Source organism: Sedimenticola thiotaurini (assembly GCF_001007875.1).
Lineage (GTDB): Bacteria > Pseudomonadota > Gammaproteobacteria > Chromatiales > Chromatiaceae > Sedimenticola > Sedimenticola thiotaurini.
In genome coordinates this window covers 2,274,925-2,289,252 of sequence record NZ_CP011412.1, presented here as the reverse complement: position 1 = coordinate 2,289,252, position 14,328 = coordinate 2,274,925, and the positions used below count along the sequence as shown (strand labels likewise).

15 protein-coding genes are annotated in these 14,328 nt (G+C 60.6%); 9 read left to right on the top strand and 6 right to left on the bottom strand.

Annotated features, from left to right (window positions below):
• Nucleotides 1-54: 54 nt before the first annotated feature.
• The gene (locus tag AAY24_RS10470; RefSeq protein WP_052761180.1) at nt 55-585 is read right to left on the bottom strand and encodes a pentapeptide repeat-containing protein; all 531 of its coding nucleotides are present in this window, start codon (nt 583-585) and stop codon (nt 55-57) included.
• A gap of 194 nt (nt 586-779) precedes the next feature.
• On the opposite strand from AAY24_RS10470, the gene aptA reads away from it, so the two are divergent.
• Nucleotides 780-2,120: an omega-aminotransferase AptA gene (aptA, locus tag AAY24_RS10465; protein WP_046859640.1), complete on the top strand. Its 1,341-nt coding sequence runs from the start codon at nt 780-782 to the stop codon at nt 2,118-2,120.
• Between the two features lie 55 nt (nt 2,121-2,175).
• On the opposite strand, the gene rph is transcribed toward aptA, so the two are convergent.
• Genes rph through AAY24_RS10450 form a run of 3 tightly spaced genes read right to left on the bottom strand, consistent with a single transcriptional unit; the run spans nt 2,176 to nt 4,744 of the window.
• Nucleotides 2,176-2,892: a ribonuclease PH gene (gene rph / locus AAY24_RS10460; protein WP_046859639.1), complete on the bottom strand. Its 717-nt coding sequence runs from the start codon at nt 2,890-2,892 to the stop codon at nt 2,176-2,178.
• Nucleotides 2,889-3,770, bottom strand: a complete 882-nt coding sequence (locus AAY24_RS10455) for a PP2C family protein-serine/threonine phosphatase (protein WP_052761179.1) — start codon at nt 3,768-3,770, stop codon at nt 2,889-2,891. The genes rph and AAY24_RS10455 overlap by 4 nt, the downstream gene beginning before the upstream one ends.
• Nucleotides 3,767-4,744 carry a serine/threonine protein kinase gene (locus AAY24_RS10450; RefSeq protein WP_234422157.1) on the bottom strand — a complete coding sequence of 326 codons (978 nt, stop codon included), beginning with the start codon at nt 4,742-4,744 and terminating at the stop codon, nt 3,767-3,769. The genes AAY24_RS10455 and AAY24_RS10450 overlap by 4 nt, the downstream gene beginning before the upstream one ends.
• 156 nt (nt 4,745-4,900) lie before the next feature.
• On the opposite strand from AAY24_RS10450, the gene AAY24_RS10445 reads away from it, so the two are divergent.
• The 5 genes from AAY24_RS10445 (at nt 4,901) to AAY24_RS10425 (ending at nt 9,570) form a co-directional block, all read left to right on the top strand.
• Nucleotides 4,901-5,755 carry a YicC/YloC family endoribonuclease gene (locus tag AAY24_RS10445; RefSeq protein WP_234422156.1) on the top strand — a complete coding sequence of 285 codons (855 nt, stop codon included), beginning with the start codon at nt 4,901-4,903 and terminating at the stop codon, nt 5,753-5,755.
• A gap of 54 nt (nt 5,756-5,809) precedes the next feature.
• Nucleotides 5,810-6,424, top strand: a complete 615-nt coding sequence (gene gmk / locus AAY24_RS10440) for a guanylate kinase (RefSeq protein ID WP_046859637.1) — start codon at nt 5,810-5,812, stop codon at nt 6,422-6,424.
• A 200-nt stretch (nt 6,425-6,624) separates the two neighbouring features.
• A complete protein-coding gene (rpoZ, locus tag AAY24_RS10435) occupies nt 6,625-6,906 on the top strand; it encodes a DNA-directed RNA polymerase subunit omega (RefSeq protein ID WP_046859636.1) in 282 nt (93 codons plus the stop codon).
• A gap of 95 nt (nt 6,907-7,001) precedes the next feature.
• Nucleotides 7,002-9,167, top strand: a complete 2,166-nt coding sequence (gene spoT / locus AAY24_RS10430) for a bifunctional GTP diphosphokinase/guanosine-3',5'-bis pyrophosphate 3'-pyrophosphohydrolase (protein ID WP_046859635.1) — start codon at nt 7,002-7,004, stop codon at nt 9,165-9,167.
• A 22-nt stretch (nt 9,168-9,189) separates the two neighbouring features.
• A complete protein-coding gene (locus AAY24_RS10425) occupies nt 9,190-9,570 on the top strand; it encodes a RidA family protein (protein WP_046859634.1) in 381 nt (126 codons plus the stop codon).
• A 104-nt stretch (nt 9,571-9,674) separates the two neighbouring features.
• On the opposite strand, the gene AAY24_RS10420 is transcribed toward AAY24_RS10425, so the two are convergent.
• Nucleotides 9,675-10,094 (bottom strand): secondary thiamine-phosphate synthase enzyme YjbQ, encoded by a 420-nt coding sequence (locus tag AAY24_RS10420; RefSeq protein ID WP_046859633.1) that lies wholly within the window; start codon nt 10,092-10,094, stop codon nt 9,675-9,677.
• A 69-nt stretch (nt 10,095-10,163) separates the two neighbouring features.
• Nucleotides 10,164-10,478, bottom strand: a complete 315-nt coding sequence (locus AAY24_RS10415; protein ID WP_046859632.1) for an MTH1187 family thiamine-binding protein — start codon at nt 10,476-10,478, stop codon at nt 10,164-10,166.
• A gap of 157 nt (nt 10,479-10,635) precedes the next feature.
• Between AAY24_RS10415 and recG the strand changes: the two genes are divergently transcribed.
• The 3 genes from recG (at nt 10,636) to ubiA (ending at nt 14,306) form a co-directional block, all read left to right on the top strand.
• Nucleotides 10,636-12,753 (top strand): ATP-dependent DNA helicase RecG, encoded by a 2,118-nt coding sequence (gene recG / locus AAY24_RS10410; RefSeq protein ID WP_046861204.1) that lies wholly within the window; start codon nt 10,636-10,638, stop codon nt 12,751-12,753.
• Between the two features lie 87 nt (nt 12,754-12,840).
• On the top strand, nt 12,841-13,404 hold the full coding sequence (locus AAY24_RS10405) for a chorismate--pyruvate lyase family protein (RefSeq protein WP_046859631.1): 564 nt from the start codon (nt 12,841-12,843) through the stop codon (nt 13,402-13,404).
• Nucleotides 13,401-14,306 carry a 4-hydroxybenzoate octaprenyltransferase gene (ubiA, locus tag AAY24_RS10400; RefSeq protein WP_046859630.1) on the top strand — a complete coding sequence of 302 codons (906 nt, stop codon included), beginning with the start codon at nt 13,401-13,403 and terminating at the stop codon, nt 14,304-14,306. The genes AAY24_RS10405 and ubiA overlap by 4 nt, the downstream gene beginning before the upstream one ends.
• The last annotated feature ends 22 nt before the right edge of the window (nt 14,307-14,328 follow it).

The window sequence follows — 14,328 nt, the reverse complement described above, 5'->3', positions numbered from 1 at the left end:
CTTACCTTTGCGGGTAAGGCCTTTTTATTGTGCGGGTGATCGGTTTAACCCCGGCTACAGGCACTCGCCCTTGGAGCCTTCGGCGCAGACCCGACCATCTGTCCAGATGGCATTATCCAGCCTGGCCGCGATCAGAATCGCCCCCGCCAGGTTGGCGCCCCGAAGGTTAGCGCCCCGAAGATCCGCTTCCAGGAAGTTAGCGCCCTGCAGGTTGGCCAGCATCAGATTGGCCCCCTGCAGGTTCACTGCAACCAGCGTAGCGTGTTCCAGGTTACCCAGCATCAGGTTGGCACCTTGCAGGTTTGCCAGCTGCAGGATGGCGCGGGAGAGATTGGCCCCTTGCAGGTTGGCATTGTCCAGCTTCATTGAGGCCATGGATGCCTCATGCATGTCGACGCCGGGAAGTTGCACACCGCTGCGTACCGCCCAGGAGCACTGGGCTCCGGGTTCGTACCTGCAGGTGCCGTTTTCCGCTTCTCCGGTGGCCGCCGCCCCTTTCTGGTCGGCGTTTGATTCGATGGAGTAGCCGGTGAGCAGTGCGGTGGCAACGCCCAGCAGCGTCAGTCGAAGTTTGGGTGAGATCATGGGTTTCCCCTGGTTCTGTTAGGGCGGTATGGGGCTGGCAACCGACGACAGGTCACCTGAGGACAGCATTCTAGCAGAAGCGCTTCGGCTCGGCGGTATAAATCGCCCCATCTGCCATACTGCTACTATCGTTGTATCACCGGTCCCTGTCGTTCGGGGGATTCGCTGGATTTCGCTGCATTAAGGAAAGTGCCATGTCAGACTTCGATCCCCGACTGAGCGCCGGCCTGGAGCGTGAGGCGCTGGAAGCGCACTGGATGCCCTTTACCGGCAACCGTCAGTTCAAGCAGCAACCGCGCATGATAGTGGCCGCGGAAGGAAACTATTACCAGAGTGCCGACGGCCGGCGCATTCTGGATGGTGTGTCCGGTCTCTGGTGTTGCGGCGCGGGCCATAACCGGCCCGAGATAAGCCAGGCGATCAGCACCCAGCTGGATCGCCTGGACTATGGGCCGGGATTCCAGTTCGGTCACCCCCTGTCGTTCCAACTGGCTAACCGGCTCAAGCAGCTCACCCCGCCTGGACTGGATTATGTATTCTTCTCCAATTCCGGTTCAGAGGCGGTTGAGACCGCGCTGAAAATGGCGCGCGCCTACTGGCGTCTGAAAGGGATGCCGGGAAAGAGCAAACTGATCGGCCGGGTGAAGGGGTATCACGGGGTCAACTTTGGTGGAATCAGCCTGGGTGGCATCGGTCCGAATCGCAAGTTGTTCGGCACCCTGCTGGATGCCGATCATCTGCCCCATACCCTGCTGCCGGACAACGCCTTCAGTCGGGGTGTGCCGGCCCACGGGGCGAACCTGGCGGATCAGCTGGAGGAGTTGGTGGCACTGCATGACGCCTCCAATATCGCCGCGGTGATCGTAGAACCCATCGCCGGGTCGGCCGGGGTGATTGTGCCGCCGGCGGGCTATCTGCAGCGGCTGCGGGAGATCTGCGACAGGCACGCGATCCTGCTCATTTTCGACGAGGTGATCACCGGCTTCGGGCGCACCGGTCACGCCTTCGCGGCGGATGCCTTTGGCGTGACCCCGGATATCATGACCCTGGCCAAGGGGCTGACCAACGGCGTGGTACCGATGGGGGCGACGCTGGCCCGGGCGGATATCTACCAGACCTTCATGGAACATGGTGGACCGGAATATCTGGTGGAGTTTCCCCACGGCTACACCTACTCCGCCCACCCCCTGGCCTGTGCGGCGGGTCTGGCCGCCCTGGAACTGTTTGAACAGGATCGACTGGCTGAGCGAGCCGCGGAGCTGGCGCCCCACTTCGAGACGGCCCTGCACAGTTTAAGGGGGCTCCCTGCCATTACCGATATCCGCAACTTCGGACTGGCCGGTGCGGTACAGATCGCACCCAGTCCGGGTGAACCGGCCCGGCGTCCCTGGGAGATCGCCATGCGTTGCTGGGATCAGGGCGTTTATGTGCGCTACGGAGGGGACACCATCCAACTTGGCCCGGCCATGACTATCCGGCAGCATGAAATTGACCGGATGATCGAAGTGCTGGGGGAGAGCATCCAGGCGGTATGACCGGTGTGGGGCACAGAACGGCTTCCCGGTGGAAGCCGCTTTTATAGTGTGCGGGTCAGTTGTCCAAGGTGGCTTGCTGCACTGCCATGATCTGCCGAATGCCGCTATCCGCCAGTGCCAGCATGGCATTGAGCTCCTGCAGATGGAAGGCGTGACCCTCCGCCGTGCCCTGTACCTCAATAAAGGCACCGGCGTCATTCATCACCACGTTCATATCGGTCTCGGCCTGGGAATCCTCGGCGTAATCCAGGTCCAGTACCGGCGTGCCCCGGTAGATGCCGACCGAAACGGAGGCGAGCTGTCCGTGCACCGGGTCAGTGGCCAGTTTGCCGGATGAGCGCAGGTTGCCGATGGCATCGCACAGCGCCACATAGGCGCCCGAGATGGAGGCGGTGCGGGTGCCGCCGTCGGCCTGGATGACATCGCAGTCCAGCGTGATGGTGCGCTCCCCCAGGGCCTGAAGATCGATCACCGCCCGCAGGCTGCGTCCGATCAGGCGCTGGATCTCCAGGGTGCGGCCGCTCTGTTTGCCCCGGCTCGATTCCCGCGCCATGCGGGTGTTGGTGGAGCGGGGCAGCATGCCGTACTCCGCGGTAACCCAGCCCTGCCCTTTGCCCTTGAGAAAGGGGGGGACACGATCCTCCACCGAGGCGGTGCAAATGACCTGGGTATCGCCGAAAGCGACCAGTACCGAGCCCTCCGCGTGTTTAGTGAAATGTCGGGTAATGGATACTTCGCGCATCTGATCGGGAGTACGGCCACTGGGTCTCATTCTTTGTCCTGTTTGTTTTCGGTTTCAAAACTGTTGATTGCATTCTGGAGTTCGGCAATGGCCTGGGCCAGGTTGCTCTCATCCGAATGCTCCGGTCTGTCGTGTTTCGGTGGCTTGGCCCGCTGCTCGTCCAGCGGTTCCATGCGCACGGCGATGGCGGTGATATTGTCACTGTCCGGAAACGCCTTGTGGGCGGCCCGCTCTGCCAGCTCCTGGACTGCTTCCGAAAGGGGTAGTTTGCCGAACAGGGTGGTCAACATCTCGTCTTCACTGATACTGCCCCAGAATCCGTCACTGCACAGCAGCAGGATATCCCCCGCCTCCAGCTTGTGTTTGCCCAGGGTGATCTCGGGTGAGACCAGGGTGCCGCCCAGGCAGCGGGTCACATAGTTGCGCTGCGGATGGTGCTTCTGTTCGCGGGCGGTGATCACGCCCTGCTGCTTCAGTCGCTCCACATAGGAGTGATCGATGGTCCGGGCCAGTACCCGATGTTCCCGTAGCAGGTAGAGCCGGCTGTCCCCGGCGTGGGCCCAGTGGGCGACATTTTTCTGAATCAGACAAGCGACCGCTGTGGTTCTGGGGTCGATGGCCGGTTGCTGCTCATAGCCGAAAGCGACGATGTTCTCATGTGCCTTGTGCAGCAGCCGGGTCAGGAAACTGCTGGGGTTCAGAATCGGATGGGGGGTGAGATCGAAGTAGTTCTGGCAGGTATCAATCAACACCTGTGCGGCGGTCTCCCCCCGTGGGTGGCCCCCCATGCCGTCGCCCAGTCCCAGCAGGGTCACATCTCCATCTTCCACCCGGATGCTGCGATCCTGGTTGATCTTACGGTCGCCTATCAGGCTGCTGAAGGCGAATTCGCCCGGTTGAATACTCATTCAGGGTGTTTCTCCGTGAACAGGCTGTCGGTGGATTCAAGCTGTGACTGTTGGTTGTTGGCCGGGCGTCCAAGCTGCTGGGTCAGGGCTTCCAGCATGATGCCGGCATTCTGTGGTCGCAGCAGCGGATCCACCTCCATCGCCCAGTCGATTATCTCCAGCAGAAAAGCCGGGTACTGTTTCTTATACAGACTTGCGATCGGTTTCATGGAATCTTTAGCATGTCGTTCAATAGCGGATGGGGGTGGCTTGCCTTCGATACAGGAGCGCATGGTGGCGCCGATGGCGTAGACATCACTCCAGGGACCTACATAGCCCGAGGCGTAGTACTGCTCCACCGGCGCAAAGCCGGGGGTCACCACCTGGGATGACTGGCGGCTTCGGGTAGTGGCGAACTGATGTACAGCGCCAAAGTCCAGCAGCAACGGATTACCCCCCGGGCGCAGATGGATGTTGCTGGGTTTGATATCCAGGTGCAGCTGACCTTCCGAGTGGATCAGGTTGAGCGCATCCAGCACACCCGGAAAGACCGTCAGCATAAAGGTGGTGCTGAGTCCCCCATTGCGCTTTTTGATATAGCTGCCCAGGTTCTTGCCATGTTCGTAGTCCATCACCAGGTAGGCGGTATTGTTGGCCAGGAAGAAGGTGCGGACATTGACAATGTTGGGATGGCGCAGGGTGGCCAGCGCCTTCGCCTCCAGATAGAAGAGCCGGCGGCCGTTGTGGAACGAGTCGCTCTGTTTCTCACTGCAAACCTGAACCAGGCCGGCCTCGTTGCGCATCGCCAGCTTCTTGGGGAGATACTCCTTGATCACCACATGATCCTGGGTATCCTCATCCTCAGCCAGATAGATCAGGCTGAAACCGCCACTACCGATCAGCTTGATGATCGAGTAACAGTCGATAATCGTACCGGATGGCAGGCTGTTTCTGTTCTGTTCCGTCGGTGAAGAAATGGTTGGCTCCGGATGCACTCAGTCCAAATGCGCATTATGATACAGGTTACCACGCCCGCCTATCGACAGGAGAGGAACGACTCCACGAACCGGCGAGTACCCGATGTCTGCGATTACTGATAATACGCAGTACACATCCAAGTATAAATGACAGGTGCGCCCATGATCTGCAGTATGACCTCATTTTCGAGAAGAGAGAGCCGGGATGAACTGGGAGAGCTGGTTTGCGAACTGCGCTCGGTGAATCACCGTTATCTGGAGCTGTTTGTGCGGCTGCCCGAGGAGCTGCGTGCCCTGGAGCCGGTGGTCAGGGAGCGGGTCGCCGCCCGCCTGGGTCGTGGCAAGGTGGACTGCCAGTTCCGTTTTGTGCCGTCCAAAAATGCCACCGCTGGCGTCGCGGTCAATGAACGCTTTGCCCAGCAGATCATCGATGCCGCCGGAGAGATCGGCCAAATGCTGCATCAATCCGTACCGCCCCGGGCGATAGACATCCTGCGCTGGCCCGGCGTACTGGAGACGGAGGAGCTGGATCTGACACCGGTACATCAACGTGCCACCAGCCTGCTGGAAGAGGCCCTGGACGGCCTGGTGGAGTCCCGGCAACGGGAGGGGCAGCGGTTGGCGGAATTGATTGTCCAGCGTTGCGAATCGATGCGTGAACAGGTGACCAAAGCCAAACAGCTGATGCCGCAACTGCTAGTCTCCCTGCGGGATCGGCTGCGTGCCCGTCTGGTCGAATTGACCGCCGAACTGGATGAGGGGCGTATCGAGCAGGAGATGGTGCTGCTGACCCAGCGGCTCGATGTGGATGAGGAGATGGACCGGCTGCTGACCCACCTGGATGAGGTGGAGGCGGTGCTCGAGCGGGATGAGCCGGTCGGTCGGCGTCTCGATTTTCTCATGCAGGAGCTTAACCGGGAGGCCAACACCCTGGGCTCCAAGTCCAATGATGTGGAGATGACCCGGGTTTCGGTGGAACTGAAGGTGCTGATCGAGCAGATGCGGGAGCAGATCCAGAATATCGAATAGACACGACACCTCTTACCCATTGACCAGATAACCGCAACGAAAAGTGAATAAAGCATGACTACAGGTACCCTGTTTATAGTGTCCGCGCCCTCGGGTGCGGGTAAGACCAGCCTGCTGAAGGCGCTGGTAGAGACCGAAGAACATGTGCGGGTCTCCGTCTCCCACACCACCCGGCCGAAACGGCCCGGCGAAACCGACGGCGTGGATTACCATTTTGTTGATAAAGAGGTGTTCAGCAATATGGTGGAGTCGGGGGCGTTTCTGGAGCACGCGGAAGTGTTCGGGAATTTCTACGGAACCTCCGAGGCGGGCATCCGTGACCAGTTGGAGCAGGGTGATGACGTGATCCTGGAGATCGACTGGCAGGGGGCTCAGCAGGTGCGGGCCCGTTTCCCCGCGACAGTATCGATCTTTATTCTGCCTCCCACCCCGGAGGCACTGCGGCAGCGGCTTGGCAGTCGAGGTCAGGACAGTGACGAGGTGATTCAGCGCCGCCTGGGCGAGGCGCGGGAAGAGATGTCCCACTATCCCGAGTATGACTACATCGTGGTGAATGACCTGTTCGATCAGGCGTTGGGTGAACTCCGGGCCATTATCACTGCCCAACGGTTACGCCAGCCATCGCAGGCGGCGCGGCTGCAGGAGCGGTTGCGCTCCCTGCTGGGCTGATCAGCGCCGGTTACTTTCGGGATTACTGCCCCGTCAAGGCCGCCCGGTACAGGATGGTTACCGGATGCCGCTTCAATTGTCTGGCATCTGGTGTGGCGGCGCGCATTGTTATACTATTTAGTGTTCCAGCCGATTCGGCTGTGTTATTTTCTCTCCCGTTAAACCGTTGGCGGGGATTGGACTTTCGGAGTGTATTGAACATGGCCCGCGTTACCGTTGAAGATTGCCTTGAGCATGTGGATAACCGTTTTGACCTGGTGTTACTGGCAACCAAGCGTGCCCGCCAGCTGAGCAATGGCGTGACCCCGCTGCTGGCCTGGGAGAATGACAAGCCGACCGTCATGGCGTTGCGGGAGATTGCCGCCGGGCTGGTGGACGATCAGGTGGTCGCACCCAAGAGCGAGCCGGAAGTGGACATGAGCGCCCTGGAAGATAACTTCGGCGCAGCTGAGATGGTGGACGACCAGGCATTTGCCAGGTAAGGGATGTCTACGAACGGCCATTCAGTCACTATTTTCAGCCTGCATCTTGTCGAGGCTGCGCCCCTCTCCTGCGCGGTCTCGGGCTGGGGCACTTTATGAGCAGTCCGGCCGGCGCCCAGGTCTCCCAGTCGCCCAATAAACCCCGCTTCCTGATCAGCGATCTCTGTGTCTACCTCGAATCCTACCTGAGTGTTGAACAGATCCGCGAAGTCTATCGCGCCTACGTGTTCAGTGCCGAGGCGCACGAGGGTCAGAAACGTCTGACCGGTGAACCCTATATTTACCACCCGCTGGCGGTGGCCCGTATCCTGGCCGATATCCGGCTCGACTTTCGCTGCATCATGGCGGCGATCATGCACGATGTGCTGGAAGACACCCCCATCACCAAGGAGCAGCTGGAAGCGGAGTTCGGTGAAGAGGTGGCCACCCTGGTGGATGGCGTCAGCAAGCTGAACCAGATCAACTTCCCCTCCAAAGCCGAGGCGCAGGCCGCCAGTTTCCGCAAGATGCTGCTGGCCATGACCCAGGATATCCGCATTATCCTGATCAAGCTGGCCGACCGTCTGCATAACATGCGCACCCTGGAAGTGATGCGGCCGGAAAAGTGCCGGCGCATCGCCCGGGAAACCCTGGAGATCTACGCTCCCATCGCCCATCGACTGGGTATCTACAGTCTGCGTACCGAACTGGAGGAGCTCTGCTTCGCGGCCTACTGGCCGATGCGCTACCGGGCCCTGAAGGAGGCGGTGCGCACTGCCCGGGGCAATCGCAAGGAGGTGATGGGGAATATCGATGCCGCATTGGTGGGTCGGCTGGAGCAGGAGGGGATCGTGGGTGTGGTGCGGGGCCGGGAGAAGCACCTCTACAGCATCTACACCAAGATGCGGGACAAGAAGCTCTCTTTCTCCGAAGTGGTGGATGTCTACGCCTTCCGTATCATTGTTGATCGCCTGGACACCTGTTACCGGGCGCTCGGGGTGGTGCATAACCTGTATAAACCGGTACCGGGACGCTTCAAGGACTACATCGCCATTCCCAAGGCCAACGGCTACCAGTCGCTGCACACCCTGTTGTTTGGCCCCCATGGCCTGCCGATCGAGATCCAGATCCGCACCGTGGAGATGGACCGCATGGCGGAATCGGGTATTGCCGCCCACTGGCTGTACAAGTCCAGCGACAATCAGAGCAGCGAGGCCCACGCGGACGCCTCCAACTGGTTGAAGAATCTACTCGAGCTGCAGAAGGACGCGGGGGACTCCATGGAGTTCCTGGAGCATGTCAAAGTGGACCTGTTCCCGGACGAGGTCTATGTGTTTACTCCCCGGGGCAAGATCATGGTGCTCTCCAAGGGGGCCACGGTGATCGATTTCGCCTACGCGGTGCACTCCGATGTGGGCAACCATACCGTGGCGGCCCGGGTGGACCGGCATATGGTGCCGCTGCGCACCCGTTTGTACAGTGGCCAGACAGTGGAGATTATTACTTCCGATACTGCCAACCCCAGCGCTGCCTGGCTCAATTTCGTGGTGACGGGCAAGGCGCGGGCCAATATCCGTGGCTACCTGAAGAATCTGCGGCACCAGGAGGCGGTGACCCTGGGACGACGGCTGCTGAACAAGAATCTGGCCCAGTATGATCTGAATATCGATACCATCCCGGCCAGTCGGCTGGCACCGGTGCTTAAGGATTTTCATCTGGACAGTTCAGATGCCCTGCTGGCGGAGATCGGACTGGGTAATCGCATGCCGCTGCTGGTGGCGCGCCGCCTGACCGATTCCGCGACCGATCCGGCCCGGGAGGAGATGCCGCCGGAAACGGGTTCGGCGCCGTTGGCCATCACCGGTACCGAGGGTATGGTGGTGAGTTTTGCCAAATGTTGTCGTCCCTTGCCGGGTGATGAGATCGTGGCTATCTTCAATCCCGGAAAAGGCATCGTGGTGCATCGGCAGGAGTGCCGTAATCTGGGTGATTTCCGCAAGACCGACAGCTGGCTGGATGTGAGCTGGGAGAAGGACCCGGTGGGCGACTTCACCACCGAGATCAAGGTGGATGTGGGCAACAAGCGGGGTGCCCTGGCATCGGTCGCGTCCGCCATATCCGAGATGGGCGCCAACATCAAGAATGTGATCATGGAGGAGCGGGACGGTCTCACATCCACGCTGCATTTTGTGGTGGCGGTGGACAGCCGCATACACCTGGCCAATATCATGCGCCGCCTGCGTCGCTTGAAGACGGTGCTGCGCATCTACCGGGTTAACTAGATAACAGAGAGAACGGACATCAATGGAAAAAGAGATTATTCGTACAGATCTGGCACCCCAGGCGATTGGGACCTACTCCCAGGCGGTCAAGGTGGGTAATACGGTTTACCTGTCCGGGCAGATCCCCCTGGTACCGGAAACCATGGAGATGGTGGAGGGTGATATGGAGGCACAGATCCGGCGGGTCTTTGATAATCTGCAGGCGGTCGCCCGGGCCGCCGGTGGCGAGCTCAAGGACGTGGCCAAGCTGAATATATTTCTGACTGACCTGACCCACTTTCCCCTGATCAACAGTATCATGGCGGAGTACTTCTCCCAGCCCTATCCGGCCCGGGCCGCAATTGGTGTGGCCGAACTCCCCAAGGGAGCAGCGGTTGAGATGGATGCGGTCATGGTGCTGTAACTCTCTGCTCCTTACGCCCCTGCCGGCTGGCGCTGTCCCGCCCCGGTAAGGGGACAATCCCTGAGAGGTCGATGCCCGTTGAACGGGCCGCCAGCTTCTGCCTGTCACTCCCCCTGAAGTGTAATGACCACCCGTCTGCTGCCCCCCTGGTTGCGGTGTTCGCAGAGATAGATTCCCTGCCAGGTACCCATGTTGAGCCGGCCGTTGCTGATCGGAATCTGTACACCGGGTCCCAGGATACTGCTTTTCAGATGCGCCGGCAGATCGTCGCTCCCCTCCAGTGTGTGCCGGTAGTAGGGTTCATTTTCCGGTACCGCCCGATTGAAGAAACTTTCGAAATCTGCCCGCACCGTGGGGTCGGCATTTTCGTTGATCGTCAATGCGGCGGAGGTGTGCTTGATAAAGAGGTTCAGCAATCCGGTTTTTATGGTGCCGATTTCACCGATTGCCTGCTCAATCTCATCGGTGATGAGGTGAAAGCCACGCGGGCGCGGCTTCAGGCTGATCTCCTTCTGTATCCACATAATCTACCTGCTCTATTCAGACTGGCGCAATTTTCCAACCCCGGGGAGTATCCTCATCCCGCCGGGGTTTCAGCTGTTGATGTCACCGATCCTGGCGCGAATCGACGCCACCTTGCCCTGCATACGGTTATCTTTACCCTTACGGATATCCAGATTCAGGGAGGAGTAGACCCGGGAGCAGCCGGCCTGTTCCAGGGTTGCATAGGCCGCCTCCACCAGCGCCAGGGCCTGTGACAGGGTGTCGGTCTCGATAATGGTGCCCATGGGCGTCAACTGGTAATCACAGCCACTGTCACGTATCAGTTCAATCACCCGGCTGACATAGGGGCTGACACTCTCCCCTTTGTCGGTCGGAAACATGGCAAACTCCAGTAGTACGGACATGGACGCTCTCCTTGGTTTGTTCTCTATAGGTTTTCCATGGGGAATTATCTGATAATATTACCACGCATTGTTTAACGACCGTTCCAGCGGCTGTAACCACCCCGTTGATCCGGGGATGCGGCTGACTTCGGCCGATGAATCAGGAGGGATGCGGGGCATGCCACAGAAGAAGCCCTTGAAGAACAACGGACCGGCTGCAGGGTTGGACCAGTTGCCGGTGACCGCACTGAAGGGCGTCGGTACACGTAACAGCGCGAAACTGGCTAAGCTCGGCATCCAGACTGTCCAGGATATCCTGTTCCATCTGCCGTTTCGCTATCAGGATCGTACCCGTGTGGTGCCGATCGGTGCATTGCGTCCTGGCGACAATGTGGTAGTGGAGGGCGAGATCGAGTTGGCGGATATCCGGTTCGGGCGGCGCCGCTCCCTGTTGGTCAAACTGGCCGATGGCAGCGGTTCCCTGACCCTGCGCTTTTTCCATTTCTCAAACGCCCAGAAAGCGGCGCTGGGCCGGGGTAACCGGCTGCGCTGCTACGGTGAGGTGCGCCCCGGCCCGAGCGGTTACGAGATGGTCCATCCCGAGTACCAGCGTATCAACGACGGCGACAGTCCGTTGGTGGAGGAGAGCCTCACCCCGGTCTACCCCACCACTGAGGGGATGCACCAGCTGAGCTGGCGATCCATGGCGGGTGGGGCACTGGCTCTGCTGGAGGCCAATCCGTCGGCGTTGCCGGAGTGGTTGCCGCAGGAGTTGCTGGAACGGTTTCGTCTGCCGGATCTGGCCGCCGCCATCAGTTACCTGCACCGGCCGCCGCCGGATGCACCGCAGCAGCAGCTACTGGACGGCGGTCATCCGGCCCAGCAACGTCTCGCCTTTGAGGAGTTGATGGCCCACCAGCTCAGTCTGCAGGAGACCCGCCTGCGCCAGAAGCGACTGGATGCACCGGGCCTGGTGGCCACGAAAAAGTGGATCCGGCCGTTTCTTGATCGCCTGGGATTCACCCTGACCGGTGCCCAGCAGCGGGTGTTGCAGGAGATCGGCCGGGATCTGGAGCAGCATCACCCCATGCTGCGGCTGGTGCAGGGTGATGTGGGGTCGGGCAAGACCGTGGTGGCGGCGCTGGCTGCCCTGCAGGCGCTGGAGGCGGATCATCAGGTGGCCCTGATGGCGCCGACCGAACTGCTGGCGGAGCAGCATCTGCGGGTGTTGCGTCAGTGGCTTGAGCCGCTGGGGCTGGAAGTGGCCTGGCTCACCGGCCGCCACAAGGGGAAAGCCCGGGAGCAGTTGCTGGAGGGACTCTCCAGTGGTCACCTGTCCATTGTGGTGGGCACCCACGCCCTGTTTCAGGAGGATGTGTACTTCCACCGCCTGGGGCTGGTGATTATCGATGAGCAACACCGTTTCGGTGTTCACCAGCGTATGGCATTGCGGGAGAAGGGGGCGGCGAACCGTGTTCCGCACCAGTTGATCATGACCGCCACGCCCATTCCCCGTACCCTGGCCATGACCGCCTATGCCGATCTGGATCTCTCCATTATCGACGAGTTGCCGCCCGGTCGTACCCCGGTGACCACGGTGGTGATACCGGACAGCCGCCGGGCCGAGGTGGTGGAGCGGGTGCGCAGCGCCTGCATGGCGGGGCGTCAGGCCTACTGGGTCTGTACCCTGATCGAGGAGTCCGAGGCGCTGCAGTGCCAGGCGGCCGAGGAGACGGTGCGCATGCTCCAGGAAGCGTTGCCGGAGTTGCGTATCGGGCTGGTGCATGGACGGCTGAAACCGGCGGAAAAAGAGGCCGTGATGGGGACCTTCAAGCAGGCCCGGTTGGATCTGCTGGTGGCCACCACCGTGATCGAGGTGGGGGTGGATGTGCCGAATGCCAGCCTGATGATTATCGAGAATCCCGAGCGCCTGGGACTGGCCCAATTGCACCAGTTGCGTGGCCGGGTGGGGCGCGGTGCGGTGGAGAGTCACTGTGTCCTGATGTATCACCCGCCGTTGTCCCGGCACGCCCAGCAGCGGCTGGCGGTGATGCGGGAGACCAATGACGGTTTCCTGATCGCCCGTAAGGATCTGGAGCTGCGGGGCCCGGGTGAGGTGCTGGGTACCCGCCAGACCGGCGAGATGCAGTTTCGTATTGCCGACCTGTTGCGGGATCAATCGTTGCTGGAAGAGGCGCAGCAGGCCGCCCAACTGCTGCTGGAGCAGTATCCGGAGCGGGTTGCTCCGCTGGTGCGACGCTGGGTGGGTGACCGTCAACACTATATCAATGTCTGAGTCGGTGTCTGTGGCGATCTTTTTGAGAGGGGAAACGGGGCGGAAAATCGGTGATAATGTCTCTTTTGTGATCACTGGATCCGGTTCTTGAAGTATTTTTACAGCAGACGTGAACCCAACTGGAGCCCCTGGTGCCGGTTTCGCTATCAGCAGGTGCCGGTGGGCATGGCGCATTGGCTGCGCTATCCCGGCTCATTGACAGCCCGCCTGAAGCAGGCCGCCCAGGGCAATTTCCGGCTCAGGCTGTTGCGTCAGGGCTGGGCCAGACCGCTTGAAAGCGAACGCCGCTTGCTCGGCATGCGCCGGGGTGGGGTTGTGATCCTGCGTGAGGTGGAGATGCTGTGTGGCGATGTGCCCTGGGTGTTTGCCCGGACCCTGATCCCGGTGCACAGCCTGCGCGGGCGGGCCCGACGCCTGACCCTGCTGGAAGAGCGGCCACTGGGTGAGGTATTGTTCAGTGACCCGACCATGCGGCGCGGAGTCACCCAGATGGCACAGCTGCGACCGGGGCATAGCCTGTTTGCATCGGCCACATGCGGGCTGCAATCGGTGCAGACGCTTTGGGGACGGCGTACCCTGTACCACCTGGCCGGTAAACCCCTGCTGGTGAATGAACTGTTTCTACCCGATATACCAACGAGTCGCCCATGAGTTATTCGGAATCTGATGTCAAAAGCGGTACGGCATCCCGTACCCTGCGCCAACAACTGGATGGATATATCCGGCTGATCCGGCTGGATAAACCGATCGGCATCCTGCTGCTGCTGTGGCCGGCGCTCTGGGCGCTCTGGATGGCCGGTTCCGGAGAGCCCCGCTGGGGCGTGGTAGTGATCTTCATCCTGGGCGTCGGGCTGATGCGTTCCGCCGGTTGTGCCATCAATGACTATGCCGACCGAAACATCGATGGCCGGGTGAAACGGACCTGTAACCGGCCCCTGGCGACCGGTGTGGTGTCACCCAAAGAGGCGCTCTGGATCTTCGTGCTGCTCTGCCTGGTGTCGTTCGGTCTGGTGTTGCTGCTCAACCGGGAGACGGTCATGATGTCGGTGGTTGCCCTGCTGCTGGCGTCGCTCTATCCCTTTATGAAACGTTACTCCCACATGCCCCAGCTGGTGCTCGGCATGGCGTTCGGCTGGGCGGTTCCCATGGCCTACATGGCGCTGCTGGGCACGGTTCCCATGGTCGGCTGGCTGCTCTATCTGTCGGCCATCATCTGGGCGCTGATCTACGATACCGAGTACGCCATGGTGGATCGGGATGATGATCTGGTGATCGGGGTGAAATCCACCGCCATCCTGTTCGGACGACAGGATCGGCTGATTATCGGTCTGCTGCAGCTGGTGATGCTGGCGCTGCTGGTGGTGGTGGGCATGGAGGTCGGTCTGGGGATCCCCTACTACCTGGGGCTGGTCATCGCCGGGGCGCTGTTTGTGTGGCAGCAGGTGCTCATCCGGGAGCGTGAGCCGGCCGCCTGTTTTACCGCCTTTCTGAACAATAACAATGTTGGCATGGTGATCTTTTTCGGTCTGCTGCTGGACTACCTGCTGGCATGACGCTCAGAACAGGGAGTGACCT

Excerpts from the sequence above, each read along its gene's own strand:
- recG (WP_046861204.1), top strand. The coding sequence starts at position 10,636 with ATGCCACAGAAGAAGCCCTTGAAGAACAACGGACCGGCTGCAGGGTTG.
- rpoZ (WP_046859636.1), top strand. The coding sequence starts at position 6,625 with ATGGCCCGCGTTACCGTTGAAGATTGCCTTGAGCATGTGGATAACCGT.
- AAY24_RS10420 (WP_046859633.1), bottom strand. The coding sequence starts at position 10,094 with ATGTGGATACAGAAGGAGATCAGCCTGAAGCCGCGCCCGCGTGGCTTT.
- AAY24_RS10455 (WP_052761179.1), bottom strand. The coding sequence starts at position 3,770 with ATGAGTATTCAACCGGGCGAATTCGCCTTCAGCAGCCTGATAGGCGAC.
- spoT (WP_046859635.1), top strand. The coding sequence starts at position 7,002 with ATGAGCAGTCCGGCCGGCGCCCAGGTCTCCCAGTCGCCCAATAAACCC.
- rph (WP_046859639.1), bottom strand. The coding sequence starts at position 2,892 with ATGAGACCCAGTGGCCGTACTCCCGATCAGATGCGCGAAGTATCCATT.
- AAY24_RS10445 (WP_234422156.1), top strand. The coding sequence starts at position 4,901 with ATGACCTCATTTTCGAGAAGAGAGAGCCGGGATGAACTGGGAGAGCTG.
- AAY24_RS10415 (WP_046859632.1), bottom strand. The coding sequence starts at position 10,478 with ATGTCCGTACTACTGGAGTTTGCCATGTTTCCGACCGACAAAGGGGAG.
- AAY24_RS10470 (WP_052761180.1), bottom strand. The coding sequence starts at position 585 with ATGATCTCACCCAAACTTCGACTGACGCTGCTGGGCGTTGCCACCGCA.
- gmk (WP_046859637.1), top strand. The coding sequence starts at position 5,810 with ATGACTACAGGTACCCTGTTTATAGTGTCCGCGCCCTCGGGTGCGGGT.
- ubiA (WP_046859630.1), top strand. The coding sequence starts at position 13,401 with ATGAGTTATTCGGAATCTGATGTCAAAAGCGGTACGGCATCCCGTACC.
- AAY24_RS10425 (WP_046859634.1), top strand. The coding sequence starts at position 9,190 with ATGGAAAAAGAGATTATTCGTACAGATCTGGCACCCCAGGCGATTGGG.
- aptA (WP_046859640.1), top strand. The coding sequence starts at position 780 with ATGTCAGACTTCGATCCCCGACTGAGCGCCGGCCTGGAGCGTGAGGCG.